The following is a 15,014-nucleotide window of genomic DNA, read 5'->3' on the forward strand; positions in this document are numbered from 1 at the left end:
AATATGGATAAGAATCAAACTGCGAAAGAAATAAGGACTGCAGTTAAGCGTGACCAATTAAATACGGTAAAAGATTTGCTTGAGAAAGAACCAGAAATGTTAACATGGATAACTCCTTTTGGCTCATGGTTGCATATAGCTGCTGCACATGGAAATTTAGATATAATTCGATATCTTATCGATGTTGGCATAGATATTAATATACAGGGAGGGACCTTCTCTACAAATGCCCTCGAAAGAGCTGCGGCAAAAGGGAATTTAAAGATTGCTGAATATCTTATTAACAAAAATATAGAGTTTGATATTAGCGAGCCGGATAGAAACCCTTTATTTGCTGCGATATATGGAGGTCATTTAGATGTTGTGAAGTTATTGGTTAACAATAATTTCGATATTTCTATAAAATACTCTGGTGACAACATGGAAAATATGGATGCCCATGCCTTTGCTGTGGAAAGAGGACAAATAGAAATCGCAGAATATTTAAGGAGTAAGTTGAATTAATAAGTTGAAATGTTTTTAGAAAAGGGAGTGCTATTCAATTATATAGCGCTCCTTTTGTTATGGATTTTTAACTTAAACTCGATGCGAAGATATGCTTATCGGAGAACTCGAACAAGCCTCTCAAAGTGTGTATGTGGTTCATGAGGAACTGACCTCTGCGATTAACGAAGAAATCGACCGACTTCTTCAGAAAGCGGAGGGCTTGAAGTGACGAGAATAACGATAAAACCAGAACAATTAGATCAGCTTGCAAGTGGCATTCAGGATGCTGAGCGAAAAGCAGATGAAGCGATAAGCGATTTTAAATGGAACTATCAATCTCTTCTAATGAACATCACGGGCGCGAACACCGGTAAAATTGATGCCCTTCAAGCGGAGTTGCAATATGAAATGCGCAAATACCGGGACAAGCTCCATGACCTACAGGCGGCAGTGAAACTAACCGAGAGAAAAATGACGGAAGAGGATGACTCGCTTTCTGCGAAGTTCGGCCTTATGGCATTAAAATTTAGTGGCTTAAACAGGTTGTTTCAAGACTATGATCCCGTTACTGGAGAAGCATTAAGCTGGAGTGAACGGCTTTTTGGAAAAAATCCACTGAATGCTTCATACGGTGGTGCATTTGGAGAAGTGTTTCCGGATCTGCAACATGCCCTGAACCCACAGGTCATCCAGAGTAGGATGAAGCAAACGTATGAAAGTGTCGTCCTCGATCCTTTATCAAAAACGACGACTTATCTAGACGATGTCCGCCAGGATGTGTCGCATAGTGTGGTCAGATACTCAAGCTATGTCGATCGCTGGTGGGGAGAGACGCGGCAGAAGATTGATGAAGTAAGGAATACAACGTGGGATTTTATGGGTGATGTTGTAGAAGGTGTGCTGGATGGAAGTGGGAATGCAGTAAAGGATACGTTTGAGGGGATCTTTAATGAAGGATTTATTGAAACAATTCGTCGCTTAAATCCTGTGTATAGCGTAACAAAAGATGTGCCTAAACTGATAAGCTTATCTAAAAGCGTTTATGAAGATCCAAAAGGCAGTTTTCAGAAAGTAGTCGATGTGCCAAAATACATGTGGCAAGGCGTTAAAGAAGCCTGGGATCGAGATGTCGTAAACGGAGATGCGGCCAGCCGAACAGAATTTTTCACCTACGGGCTGACCACTATCGGTATAGGATTGTTAGGAGATAAAGGTCTCAGTAAAGTTGGAACAGCTGCAAAGACGATTGATAAAGTCAGTGATGCAGCGAAGCGTGTTAAGATTGAAGGAAATGGTCCTCAGCCAGCATTAGCAGGCGTGAGTGCTGGGGCGTTTTCTAAAGGTGGCACTCCTTATAATGTGTTGCATGTTCCGATTTCACGGATTAAGACTGAGATTGATCGGGTTTATGGTGGGAAGGGTACTGTAAGTAACGTACAGAGTACAACTAGAATACATGAAGTAAGAGTTAACTTTAAGAGAAATGTTAAACATGATTCTGAAGAGTTTGCAAGGCAATTAAAAGACCAAGAAAAAGGTATGAATGAGTTAACAATGGAGGAGTATCTTAAAAATAGAGAAAGATATATTGCTGAGGGACGAGCATTAGAAAGTAATGCTATTCAGCAAACTGCACGAGAAGAAGCATTTTTTGATAAGGTTTCAGAACTTATAACTAATGGAAAATCAATTGGTGAAGCAGAGGAAGAAGCTAAAAGATGGCTGAGTAGCCAAGCAGCCCTCCATAATCCAGATCAAATTGCAGGTGGGAAACCAGATAAAATTGGTGGGATGGGTGATAGGAGTATTAATTCTTCAATTGGTTCCCAGTGGAGATATAGAATTGATGTTATTGATGAACAAATAGTGGAAAAGGCAAAAAATATGACACCTGAACAATTAAAAAATACCTATTTAAATGTAAAACTGACACACTAAGGAGGATTATTGATGGAAAATATATTAATTGACTATAAAATTAACAGTAAGGTTCCTAGCGAAATAATAACAAAATATAAAAACTTAATTCCAAATGAAATAATAGACTTGTGGCAAGAGTATGGATTTGGAACATTTATGCAAGGGTATTTTAAAACTGTTAATCCCGAAGAGTATATGGATATTTTACAAGAGTGTAGTGAGAGATATAAGGAATCTGTAGTGCTATTTGCTACTGGTATGGGAGATTTAGTAATATGGGCTGACGGATATGTAAGATTGCTTAATTTTAGATATGGAGTACTGAAAACATTATTTCCGAATATGTTACATTTTATTAAAAGTATGGAATTAGAAAAAATTCGAGATGAGTATTTACTTTGGCAACCATATCCTGAAGCTGTTAAGAATTTTGGAGAGTTACCTTATGATGAGTGCTTTGGCTATACACCTCTATTAGGTTTAGGTGGGTCAGAAAAAGTAGAGAATCTAAAAAAAGTTAAATTGAAGGAGCACATTCTAGTTATTACTGAATTGATGGGACCAATTCAGTAATATTCGAAAGCATCTGGGTATTATAGACATGTTCGATGATTTTGAGAAACATTGTAAAGGAGCGTCAATTATTAAATTGATTAACGCTCCTTTTGTTTGGTCTGAAATCACTAGAACCGTCCCGGCGATTCGGAGCAATGATTCTAGCCCCAGCAAATAAAGAAAACCACATCGAACTACCAAAATAGTCCTTTTCTCCTAATAGAAAAGGACTATTTTCATGGAATGCGTCGAAAGACATAGAAAAGGGGGGAAAGAGAGGGTATTCTAAGTTTAGAAATTAATGGAAGTTCATTGACAGCAGTACTTAGAAAACCTACTATTCTCCTGAAATTTGAGAAGTGTGAGGAATAGTAGTTTAGATGATTTATTAGTAAACGATAGTGGAGAGCAGCTGTCGTATCAAGGGGGTTATTCTTTCAGAGTAGCCTTGAAAGTGAGGAAAGCCGATTATGAATAACGAATTGAAGACGAAGTTAAAAGAGTTAGGGATGAAGAAAATACAACAGCTTTTTGGAGAGACGGAGTTTGCATCAGAGATTCTTGAGTTTGCGAATTTGTTTTTGGAAGACGCGTCTATTTTCCCCCATTTGCATGACGCCTATAGACATCAACTCGATTCCTTGGAGGTAACGAGTCAGGGCATCGATATTTTTTATCGTAAGGAACAAGAGGTTCATACGATTTCTTTTTTAGATAAGAGGTTTTCGTTAGACGATGCTTCTTATGTTTCCTTTTTAACTTATTCTATTGATCTCATGCGTGAGGTTTTGCCGCTAGGGACTGTGGTTGAATTGGATCCACGCTATTTTAAACCGGGGGAGTCTGCTTCCGAACCGATTAAAGTGGTGATTACTGGCCGGTTTATTTTTCCGGAAAATTATCGTTCGTATTTTCCCTACTCCGGTGTCGTGTATCCATTTGGCGAATTGAACAAGAGGAACACGATCCATTTTACGTATCCATTGATTCAGAAGGTTGTCCATATGGGCTATCAAGATGAGATGGAACAGTCATATGACTATCTTATGAAAGAAGAATTGATTCTGGATAAAGGGATCACGTCTATTGAGTTTTCGGACAAGGATATGCGGAGAATTCAGAATTTAAGTAGTCGAGGGAAGGTGAGCGATCATGCAATTGTATGATTATGATTTTTGCCACAATCTGTTGTACGCAGGATGGGATGGAGGCATTATCAATAATTTAAATGATGCCCGGCATGAGATTTTACAGAACTTTGATCAAATGGATTTTGAAAATGCTTCTGCCTACGAGGAGATGAGGGAGATCGTCGAAGGCATGGTCGCTGAAATTGATCATCTTTTGTCTAAAATTCAATCCGTTCAATTTAAATAAAAGGAGGTTACACCGTTGTCGAGTCAAAAGATTGAATTAAACCTTGCTGAGCTGCGATCCGCATTGAATTCGTTGGATTCAAGCATCTCAGAATTTAAAAGTTACACAAAGAATTTCCATGACTCCACGAGAGACGAGTTAAAAAGCTTTAATTCCGATTTCATAGAAGAGGTCGATGCGTTACTAGATAACATGCATAATGATAGCCAAACGCAGTTGTTGAACAATCTGGATGCGATTTATCAAGCAGGGGACATGCTGTTAGAAAAGATGAAAGAAACGGATGAAAAAATCGGCACGACCATCAGGAGCAACACGGAATGAAGCGGGACCTCAAGATCAATTATGGTATACTGGATGGCATCATAGAACAGCTACATAAGTACAAACATGCCCTTGATACAATGGAGTCGTCCCTAGCTAAAGTCAATGAATACGTGAAGCCGAACCAGGGAGAAAGCATTGATGCCTGGGTTTTCACGATCGAAGAATCAGAGGATTATATCCGAGCTTATCATGAACAAATTCAGGATCTTCTAACCTTATTCGAATCCTATGTGACTGATACGAATGCCTACATCACGCCATTAGCAAGACAATCGATGATGCAAGTGGATCGAAATGATATCTGGGTCAATCTGCAACAAATCGAACGTGGGATATCTGGGAATGTCGGAAAAGCCTCTCGCGTCGCAAGCCGGGTTCCCTACAACACCTTCTCGTTCTTTGATGATCCAACCGAAAGTGAAATCGAAAAAAGCCGAAGTAATGAAGCCAACTTGAATCAAATTCGTCGTGAAATCAATCGGTCAGAAAGCGTCCTCCAACAAAAAATGGACGACCTGTGGGGCATTTACAATACAAAAGTAAAGCCGTTTGAGAATACGGATGACGACTATTATGGAAAAGCTCAAAAACTAAAAATGTCCTACACGGGTGTGTTTGAAGGTGTTTGGGACGGTGTGGAAGACCTTTCCTCTGACATTTATGGATTTGGAAAAGGACTCGTTCTCGGTTTATATGAAATCGGAAAGGGCATCGTCACAGTTGCCGGTGACGCCGGGATCGTCTACACTTCCCATCAACTTCCTGATTCCATTGAACCCGACTTTTTAAAGGAAGCAGCGGATAAACGAGTCGAAGGCTATAGAGCCGCTGCCATGCAGGCGATCAAGGATCCGATGGGCGTCGTTGAATCAATCTCACAATCCTTCTCCGATACTTATGAAGACGAAGGAATCGCCTATCTTGCAGGAAATGCCTCCACAGCCTTTATCCCGTATGTTGGCATGGCAGGTAAATCAGCCAGCCTCGCTAAAGTAGCTGGAAAGATCCCGAACGCCAACCCAAGCAAGGTCGCTGGAAGCAGCAAAGTAGACGTCGCGGCCATCGTGAAAAAGCATAACGCCTTTGAAGGAATCAAGCGCGGCATGGGTGAATTTGTCCAAGACGTTAAAGGCGGCATGCAGGTTGCGGGGAATCGTAATAGGGTGGCTTTTGGGGCTAATGGGATTGCGGAGAATTCGCTTGGGAGAGTCGGTGATGTAGCGGAGAGTGGCGTTGCATGGGTTTCTAGGAGCAGTGGTCCGAATCGTGCGGTGGATGATACGATTGTTAGGATTAAGACTGAGGTTGAGCGGGTAGATGGTGGGAAGTATAACGAATCAGCAAAGGGAAAAGCTGATGTTAATACGGAAATTAAAAGTGTAAGGTATGGAGAAAGAAAAATTTCTGATAAAATTGGTAGAAAATTGAGAGCTTCGTCTCCTACCAAAAAGCTTCAAGATGAGGTAAATAAGAATATTGATAATTTAATAGGTACTCCTGATCCAGCTTTGCCCGGTAAAGTGATAAATGGGAAATTACATGCAGATCATATTGTGCCTTTATCTAAGATTAATAGAATGGAGGGTTTTGAAAAACTTACTTTTGATCAACAAAAAGAAATTGCTAATTATAGAGAAAATTTCATTGGACTGACGGAAATTGCAAATAAATCTAAGGGATCTAAATCCTATGAAGAATGGACAATATACAAAAAAGAAGGGATATATGTTAATCCAGAGTTTAGAGAAAAAATGATATTGAAAGAAAGAGAATTAGAAATAGATATCCAAAAATTAATTGATGAATTTAATACATTAAAAAAGGAGTGATAAATATGGAGAAAATATCTTTTTTAAGTCAATACCGTAAAGAAGTTAAGTTAGTAAATGTAAAAAAACTGGAGAATGGCTTAAAGGAAACAATACCGAAACAATGGCTAGAGATTATTAGTGAAGAAGATAAGAATTTAAGGGTAGAGAAGACGTTAGAACTTTGGAAAAGTCTATTTAATAAAGAGCTCAGTAATTCAATTTTGTACTTGTCAGCAAATTTAATAGACGTTGAATTAATAGTTGATAATGGTATATTCACGATTTTGTACAGTATTCATGACCCACAAGGTAATTATATGTATTATGAAGGAGGATTACCCGGTCAAAATATTAAAAATTCTAATTTAAGACCATTTTGGGAGGATACTCCAGATAAATTAAGGTCTTTTTATGAAAAACTACATGATGGTTTCTATTATTTCCCAAGTCGAGCGATGGGACTAGTATCTTTAAGTGATGCTACTTTTTTTGAAGATGACGAATGGGGTATTATTGACGAATTAGAAGAACCTATAAAGATTAATTTAAGAAAGACTTTTGGTTTTTTTGAAAATGGAATGGGTGGCTATTTAGCTGTAGATCTAGAAAACTGCAAAAATGATAATGCTACCCTTTGGTTTACTGATGACCAACCAGAATATGAAGTTAATTTTTGGGATGTTGCAGATGAATGGTTATTAATTGGATTCGAAGAATAGTGTTATCAGATATTGTTATCTAAGTGGATAGTTCTCATGCTACATATATTCAGTAAAATTAAAGGATTGCTAATGAATAAATTTATTAGCGATCCTTTAATTATTTATTAGGAATTAAAATTAACAAATAGAGAGAATAGATTGCCACATAAATCAGATACTCCTGGTAAAATGCCTGGAGATCATGCTGGACATATTTTTATCTATGATATGGAATCAACAGAACCACCACCGCGATTCCAACAAAAAAGCCGTAGGGACAGGTACCTCGTCCCACCTCTAACATTATTTAATTCACTTATGAATGTTTTTTTTATTCACAGCTACAAATGAAATTCCTCATTTTCAAGCACATCAAATCCACAATTTTTAGCAACTACCGCCGGCTGTATACCGGCTTTATTTTTTCTAACACCCCAAACTACTAGATCGAAGAATCAGAGGATTATATCCGAGCTTATCATGAACAAATTCAGGATCTTCTAACCTTATTCGAATCCTATGTGACTGATACGAATGCCTACATCACGCCATTAGCAAAACAATCGATGATGCAAGTGGATCGAAATGATATCTGGGTCAATCTGCAACAAATCGAACGTGGGATATCTGGGAATGTCGGAAAAGCCTCTCGCGTCGCAAGCCGGGTACCCTACAACACCTTCTCGTTCTTTGATGATCCTACCGAAAGTGAAATCGAAAAAAGCCGAAGTAATGAAGCCAACTTGAATCATATTCGTCGTGAAATCAATCGGTCAGAAAGCGTCCTCCAGCAAAAAATGGATGACCTCTGGGGCATTTACAATACAAAAGTGAAGCCGTTTGAGAATACGGATGACGACTATTATGGGAAAGCTCAAAAACTAAAAATGTCCTACACGGGACTTTTCGAAGGCGTTTGGGACGGTGTCGAAGACCTCTCATCCGACATTTATGGCTTTGGAAAAGGACTCGTTCTCGGTTTATATGAAATCGGAAAAGGCATCGTCACGGTTGCCGGTGACGCCGGGATCGTCTACACGTCCCATCAACTTCCAGATTCCGTAGAACCCGATTTTCTTAAGGAAGCAGCGGATAAACGAGTCGAAGGCTATAGAGCCGCCGCCATGCAGGCGATCAAAGATCCAATGGGCGTCGTTGAATCGATCTCACAATCCTTCTCCGATACTTATGAAGATGAAGGAGTAGCTTATGTCGCAGGAAATGTCTCCACAGCCTTTATCCCGTATGTCGGCATGGCAGGTAAATCAGCCAGCCTCGCGAAAGTCGCTGGAAAGATTCCGAACTCTAACCTAAGCAAGGTAGCTGGAAGCAGTAAAGTAGACGTCGCAGCCATCGTGAAAAAGCATAACGCCTTTAAAGGAATCAAGCGTGGCATGGGAGAATTTGTCCAAGACGTTAAAGGCGGCATGCAGGTTGCGGGGAATCCGAATAGGGTGGCTTTTGGGGCTAATGGGATTGCGGAGAATTCGCTTGGGAGAGTCGGTGATGTAGCGGAGAGTGGCGTTGCATGGGTTTCTAGGAGCAGTGGTCCGAATCGTGCGGTGGATGATACGGTAGTCCGGATTAAGACTGAGGTTGAGCGGATAGATGGTGGGAAGGGTACTGAAAAACAGATTGGTAATGTTTCAAGCGGTGTCATTCGTGAAAACAAACATTTGAATAAGAATGGTCAATTACTACCCAACGTTAAATACAAAACAGGAGAGTATGATTATTACTACAATACGGATGATTTAGGAAGAATTGAAGAGTTTAATACTGAGGAATTAAAATTAACTAATAGAGAGAATAGGTTGCCACATAAATCAGATACTCCTGGTAAAATGCCTGGAGATCATGCTGGACATATAGCTGCAGATAGATTTGGAGGTTCTCCTAACTTAGATAATCTAGTTAGTCAGTCTAGTAATGTGAATTTGAGTAAGTATAAAACACTTGAAAATAAGTGGGCAACGGCCATACAAGAGGGTAAAAAAGTTTCTGTAAATGTTAAAATTAATTATGAAAATGATGGATTAAGACCCATTAGCTTCGAAATAAAGTATGTGATAGATGGCTCTATAAAGAAAGTAAAATTATCAAACTCGAGGTGAATGATATGAGTAAAGTATTTGAAGATTATTTTTCTGAATTACAAGCAGACATGGTAGCGATATGCCTAGAATATGTTGAGAATCAAGCTGAAGAAATTTTCATCTATTGTTCGTATGAACCGGAAATGTATGCATTTGATGTATTTTATAAAATAAATGGAGAGTATTTACAAAAGCATGAATTAAATAAGGCAGATAATACAACTGTAACTAAGGTGAGAAAATATGATACTTCTGAGAACAGACAAGAAATGGTTTTGGATATTGGATTAAAAAACTTAGAAGAGATTCATCAGAAATGCAAAGAGTATGATAGAGAAATGCCGAGTGAAATGAAATTATACTATAATGTAAAAAATAATAGTTTAAAAGGAAAGTATAAATATGATTTAGTATATTCGAATAAAGATGAGATCTTGCCTGATGATATTTTTGAATCATGGTTAGAAGAAGTAAAATATAGTGATCATTAAATTTTAGTCAGTATATAGCTCTTACTGCTCCCATTATGTACTATTACAGAAAAATAGTTAGAAGAGACTGGGACATGAAACAAAGGGACAGGTTCTTCGTCCTAATAAACTACAAATTAAATTCCTGAGTTTTAACCCCATCAAATCCAAAATTATTAGCAACTATTCGCCGGCTGTATGCCGGCTTTATTTTTTTACACCCCAAACTACTAAATAAAGAATTAGAGAATTACATCCGAGCTTATCATGAACAAATTCAGGATCTCCTGACCTTATTCGAATCCTATGTGTCTGATACAAATGCCTACATCACGCCATTAGCGCGACAAGCGATGATGCAAGTGGATCGAAATGATATCTGGGTCAATCTGCAACAAATCGAACGTGGAATATCAGGGAATGTTGGAAAAGCATCGCGCGTCGCAAGCCGGGTACCTTACAACACTTTCTCGTTCTTTGATGACCCAACCGAAAGTGAAATCGAAAAAAGCCGAAGCAATGAAGCCAACTTGAATCAAATTCGGCGTGAAATCAATCGGTCAGAAAGTGTCCTACAGCAAAAAATTGACTACCTCTGGGGCATTTACAATACTAAAGTGAAGCCATTTGAGAATACAGATGACGACTATTATGGGAAAGCTCAAAAACTAAAAATGTCGTACACGGGTCTTTTTGAAGGCGTTTGGGACGGTGTCGAAGACCTTTCCTCTGACATTTATGGCTTTGGAAAAGGACTCGTTCTCGGTTTATATGAAATCGGAAAAGGCATCGTCACGGTTGCCGGTGACGCTGGGATCGTGTACACCTCCCATCAACTTCCTGATTCCGTGGAACCCGATTTTCTTAAGGAAGCAGCGGATAAACGAGTCGAAGGCTATAAATCCGCCGCCATGCAGGCGATCTAGGATCCGATGGGCGTCGCTGAAGCGATCACACAATCCTTCTCCGATACCTATGAAGACGAAGGAGTCGCCTATGTCGCAGGAAATGTCTCCACAGCCTTTATCCCGTATGTTGGCATGGCAGGAAAATCAGCCAGCCTCGCCAAAGTCGCTGGAAAGATCCCGAACGCCAAACCAAGCAAGGTCGCTGGAAGCAGCAAAGTAGACGTCGCAGCCATCGTGAAAAAGCATAAAGCCTTTGAAGGAATCAAGCGTGGCATGGGAGAATTTGTCCAAGACGTTAAAGGCGGCATGCAGGTTGCGGGGAATCCGAATAGGGTTGCTGTTGGGGCGAATGGTGTTGCGGGGAATGCTGTTGGGAAAGTAGGGGATGTAGCGGAAAGTGGCGTTGCATCAGTTTCTAGGAGTGGCGGTTCGAATCGTGCGGTGGATGATTCGATTGTTAGGATTAAGACTGAGGTTGAGCGGGTAGATGGTGGGAAAGGTATTAAGGGTACAGACGAAATTAATAGAGGTTTTAATGAACCTAAAGTTGCAGAGCAAATAATAGAGGAAAGAACCAAAGGTATGGATTTATGGCCACATCCTACTCAACAAAAACAACTAAGTGCTTTGAAAATGAAAGAACTAAAAGTTAAAATAGAAAATAGAACAATTACAAAAATCGATATAAGCAATATATGTGGAATAAAAAGTTTTCGAAACATAGAGCTATGGGCGTTAACGATTTCTGGTATCAAGAACGTCAAAGAATAATAAATAACGAATCTCCAACAAGAAACTGGGATCAGAAGCAAGTGAGTGATATTTTGAACGGTAAGAAACCTAAAGTAGATGGAAAAACCGTACAGGGGCACCATACTTTCAGTGCTTCACAGTATCCGCATTTAGCGAATAAAGGAGAAATTATATACCCAGCTACTTTGAATGAGCATTTAAATGGCTGGCATGGTGGAAATTGGAAAAAAGCCTCCCAGGTAAAAGGATTAATCCTATAAATGACTTCTGATCTATGGAAGGAGATAGTTAAATGGCTAAAATGAATATGCAATTAGAAAAGGATGCAAATGAAGTTAAGTACATCTCTATTTTACGGAAAAATACAAATAAAAGTATTAATGAGTTAAAAACATTATTAAATAATAATGAGTATGTTTTATCGTATAATATATTAGATATTGATGAATTGTTAGAAATGAAAAAAATTATAAGTTCATTATTGAATGCTGGTGCTAAAGTTCATATTTATGAAGATAATAGAGAGGTTAACATGGAATTTCTTGATAACCTTATAGAGTCTTATATGGATACGTTAAAGTATCAGGAAGAAGTTGACGAGCAAATTAATGGAGATTAAAGCATCGATAGACCATTTAGTTGCTTTTTTGGTAACAGGTGAACTTTTTATCTAAGAACAGGTTCATTCTTCCTATCATATGCTGAGTACATTCCCAGATTTTTAACGGAATCAAACCTTAGCAACTATTCGCTGGCTGTACGCCGGCTTTTTTCTTTTTCAATCAGTTAAAGGTGCGTTTAAGATTTTAATTAATCTACTTTGAGCATCGCGGGAACAGGGACGGTTCACATGATGCAATATGTTGAAAAAAAGTGAAAAGGAGCATTAATTATTCCGATAATTAATGCTCCTTTTATTGACGAGCCGGAATCACCAGAACTGTCCCCGCGATTCGTTCAACAAAAAAGCGATGTTCACGCAAAATCCGCAAACACCGCCCTTTCCTGTGTAAAAAAACATTGTCGTTCAACCGATCTTATGGTAAATTTATATAGATGCGCGCATACAAATATAAATTTACTCATATTACCCTATTTTAATTATACAGTGCGCACGATTCGTTTGTCAATCCTTTTATCTATTATTTAAAGGAGTGTTTGCATGGATTCGAAACTGCTGCAGGAAAAGAAGCGATTGGACAGTGTCATGGGCACGATTCAAGAGGAAGTTGAACGATTAGAAGACGAAACCTCTAGACGGAAAAATGAAGTGGTTCATATTCGCAAACACTTTTGGGATGAAGTGAAGGTGAATACGGATACCTTCGATGATTACCTTGAGACGATCATCGGATTGAGGCAAGAAGCTCAAGCACTTTCGGTTAGTCAGAGCTCTCATAGGCATGCATCCAAACGCTTATCCACGCTTCGTCGTATGGAGGAGGTTCCTTATTTCGGCAGAATTGATTTTAAAGAAGAAGGTTCATCCGATCAGGAACAAATCTATATTGGCATCAGCTCATTAAGAGATGCGAGCGGCGATAACTTCCTGATCTACGATTGGAGAGCGCCGATCTCGAGTGTCTATTATGACTACCCGCCAGGTCCTGCGACGTATGAGACACCAGGAGGCGAAGTTCAGGGCACGCTTGAGAAGAAATGGCAATATCTTATTCGCGGTGGCGTTTTGCAGTCTATGTTTGATACAAGTCTTACGATTGGCGATGAGATTCTACAGGAGGTTTTGGGCAGAGGCACAGATAAACAGATGCATAACATCGTCGCTACCATTCAGCAGGATCAAAACCGCATCATCCGTCATCATCGTGGAAGGCTTTTGATTGTTCACGGGGCCGCAGGGAGTGGCAAAACTTCAGCCGCGCTGCAGCGGATTGCGTATTTATTATACAGAGATCGGGATCACTTAAATGCTGAACAAATTATTTTATTTTCACCGAACACAATGTTTAACAGCTACGTCTCCAATGTGCTACCAGAACTCGGTGAGGAAAATATGCAGCAGGTGACTTTTCAGGAATACTTGAATCATCGGCTTAGAGAAGAGTTCGAAGTAGAGAATCCGTATGAACAGCTAGAATATGTGTTAACCGCAGATGATTCACCGACTTACAGGGCAAGGATTACGGGGATCAAATTTAAAACATCGACTCGTTTTTTTGAAGCGATCAATGACTATTTAGAGTCCCTAGAGCAGTCTGGGATGCAATTTCATGACGTGACCTTCAGAGGAGCACCGATTGTTTCTGCACAGCAGATGGTAAACAGATTTTATCGGGCTGACACGTCACTTCGTTTACAAAACAGACTTGAAAAGCTGAAGGAGTGGATCCTGAAGCAAATTAATGCGTTTGAGAAGGTAGAATGGAATGAGCCGTGGGTGCAGGAGAAAATCGAACTACTTAGCAACGAGGAGTACCATGCCCTACAAGCTTTTCTCGCGAAAAAACGTGGCATTGAAGGAGAAGCGATCTATGAGTATGAGGTGGAGCCAAAAGAATTAGCTCGCTTAATTGTCCGGAAAATGCTGAAGCCGTTGCGAAAGAAAATCAAAGAATTACGTTTTGTTGATTTTAAAGAAATCTACAAGCAGCTTTTTGCTGATCCGATGCAGATGAAGCGGCTAAAAATGAATGTGCCGGTGGAATGGACAGCGGTTTGTCAGGCAACGATCCAATCGCTGGATGAAGGTCATTTGAGCTATGAAGATGCGACACCATTTTTATATGTCAAAGAGCAGATTCAGGGCTTTCAGACAAACAGCTCCATTAAACATATTGTGGTCGATGAGGCGCAGGACTACTCGGCTTTTCAATTTGAGTTTCTAAAGCGCCTGTTTCCATCATCTAAAATGACAGTTCTTGGGGACTTTAATCAGGCGATCTTTGCCCATGCAAGTGAAATGGCTGATTTTCACTCACTAACGGACTTATATGGAGCGGATAAAACGGAAGTCATCAACATTGCGAGAAGCTACCGTTCCACTAAGCCAATCATTGAGTTTACGAGGCGGCTCGTACCGAATGGGAATAAGATTATCCCCTTTGATCGAGATGGAACAATTCCAGAGCTGAAACAAGTGGAGGATGATGCAGAGCTACACACCAGCATCTCTTCAAAAGTAGCGGAATACCGAGGTCAGGGGTTAAACAGTATTGCAATCATCTGCAAATCAGCAGAAGAAAGTTCCCGTGCTTATGAGGGTCTGTCTGGCATTGATGGCATCAAACTTTTGAAAAGCAACTCGACTGAATATGAACAGGGCGTGGTTGTCGTCCCATCATATTTATCCAAGGGGATTGAGTTTGATGCTGTGATACTTTATGATGCGTCAGATCGTGTTTATGGAGATGAAAGCTTGAGAAGGGTATTTTATACCGCGTGTACGAGAGCGATGCATGTTTTGCAGTTGTATAGTGTGGGGGAGCCGAGTGGATTGGTGCGGAAAGCTTTGCGGGAAGGGGTTATTAAAATTTGATCCTTGCGCATCGCCGGGACGTTTCTCCTCATGCAATGTCATGAAAAAGGTCAAAAGGAGCAATCATTATACCCATAATGATTGCTCCTTGTAGTTATTAGATGGCATTATCAA

General features: G+C 39.8%; 15 protein-coding genes. All 15 read left to right on the top strand.

The annotated features are described in order from the left end of the window. Positions 1–3 precede the first annotated feature (3 nt). The 15 genes from PQ578_RS10385 (at position 4) to helD (ending at position 14,900) form a co-directional block, all read left to right on the top strand. Positions 4–504, top strand: a complete 501-nt coding sequence (locus tag PQ578_RS10385) for an ankyrin repeat domain-containing protein (RefSeq protein WP_273834212.1) — start codon at positions 4–6, stop codon at positions 502–504. Between the two features lie 207 nt (positions 505–711). Next, positions 712–2,424, top strand: coding sequence for a polymorphic toxin type 15 domain-containing protein (locus tag PQ578_RS10390; protein ID WP_273834213.1), 1,713 nt, complete (start codon positions 712–714; stop codon positions 2,422–2,424). A 12-nt stretch (positions 2,425–2,436) separates the two neighbouring features. Beyond that, positions 2,437–2,979: a T6SS immunity protein Tdi1 domain-containing protein gene (locus PQ578_RS10395; RefSeq protein ID WP_273834215.1), complete on the top strand. Its 543-nt coding sequence runs from the start codon at positions 2,437–2,439 to the stop codon at positions 2,977–2,979. Between the two features lie 452 nt (positions 2,980–3,431). Continuing rightward, complete coding sequence (locus PQ578_RS10400) at positions 3,432–4,127, top strand: DUF4176 domain-containing protein (RefSeq protein WP_273834217.1); 696 nt, start codon at positions 3,432–3,434, stop codon at positions 4,125–4,127. Beyond that, positions 4,114–4,338 carry a hypothetical protein gene (locus tag PQ578_RS10405; RefSeq protein WP_273834220.1) on the top strand — a complete coding sequence of 75 codons (225 nt, stop codon included), beginning with the start codon at positions 4,114–4,116 and terminating at the stop codon, positions 4,336–4,338. Before PQ578_RS10400 ends, PQ578_RS10405 begins: the two co-directional genes overlap by 14 nt. Positions 4,339–4,353: 15 nt before the next feature. Next, entirely contained in the window at positions 4,354–4,662 is a 309-nt protein-coding gene (locus PQ578_RS10410; RefSeq protein ID WP_273834222.1) for a hypothetical protein, read from the top strand. After that, complete coding sequence (locus tag PQ578_RS10415) at positions 4,659–6,494, top strand: hypothetical protein (protein WP_273834224.1); 1,836 nt, start codon at positions 4,659–4,661, stop codon at positions 6,492–6,494. Before PQ578_RS10410 ends, PQ578_RS10415 begins: the two co-directional genes overlap by 4 nt. A gap of 5 nt (positions 6,495–6,499) precedes the next feature. Continuing rightward, complete coding sequence (locus PQ578_RS10420) at positions 6,500–7,195, top strand: SMI1/KNR4 family protein (protein ID WP_273834226.1); 696 nt, start codon at positions 6,500–6,502, stop codon at positions 7,193–7,195. Positions 7,196–7,698: 503 nt separating this feature from the next. After that, positions 7,699–9,291, top strand: coding sequence for a DNA/RNA non-specific endonuclease (locus PQ578_RS10425; RefSeq protein WP_273834227.1), 1,593 nt, complete (start codon positions 7,699–7,701; stop codon positions 9,289–9,291). Between the two features lie 5 nt (positions 9,292–9,296). Further along, positions 9,297–9,764 (top strand): DUF600 domain-containing protein, encoded by a 468-nt coding sequence (locus PQ578_RS10430; RefSeq protein ID WP_273834228.1) that lies wholly within the window; start codon positions 9,297–9,299, stop codon positions 9,762–9,764. Positions 9,765–10,051: 287 nt separating this feature from the next. Continuing rightward, positions 10,052–10,669 carry a hypothetical protein gene (locus PQ578_RS10435; RefSeq protein ID WP_273834229.1) on the top strand — a complete coding sequence of 206 codons (618 nt, stop codon included), beginning with the start codon at positions 10,052–10,054 and terminating at the stop codon, positions 10,667–10,669. Between the two features lie 6 nt (positions 10,670–10,675). Then, positions 10,676–11,422, top strand: a complete 747-nt coding sequence (locus tag PQ578_RS10440) for a hypothetical protein (protein ID WP_273834230.1) — start codon at positions 10,676–10,678, stop codon at positions 11,420–11,422. Beyond that, positions 11,380–11,664: a hypothetical protein gene (locus PQ578_RS10445; RefSeq protein ID WP_273834231.1), complete on the top strand. Its 285-nt coding sequence runs from the start codon at positions 11,380–11,382 to the stop codon at positions 11,662–11,664. The genes PQ578_RS10440 and PQ578_RS10445 overlap by 43 nt, the downstream gene beginning before the upstream one ends. Positions 11,665–11,696: 32 nt before the next feature. After that, a complete protein-coding gene (locus PQ578_RS10450) occupies positions 11,697–12,023 on the top strand; it encodes a hypothetical protein (protein ID WP_273834232.1) in 327 nt (108 codons plus the stop codon). Between the two features lie 543 nt (positions 12,024–12,566). Then, the gene (gene helD, locus PQ578_RS10455; RefSeq protein WP_273834233.1) at positions 12,567–14,900 is read left to right on the top strand and encodes an RNA polymerase recycling motor HelD; all 2,334 of its coding nucleotides are present in this window, start codon (positions 12,567–12,569) and stop codon (positions 14,898–14,900) included. The last annotated feature ends 114 nt before the right edge of the window (positions 14,901–15,014 follow it).

The sequence above is a fragment of the Guptibacillus sedimenti genome (assembly GCF_028610665.1).
Classification (GTDB): Bacteria; Bacillota; Bacilli; order Bacillales; family Guptibacillaceae; genus Guptibacillus; species Guptibacillus sedimenti.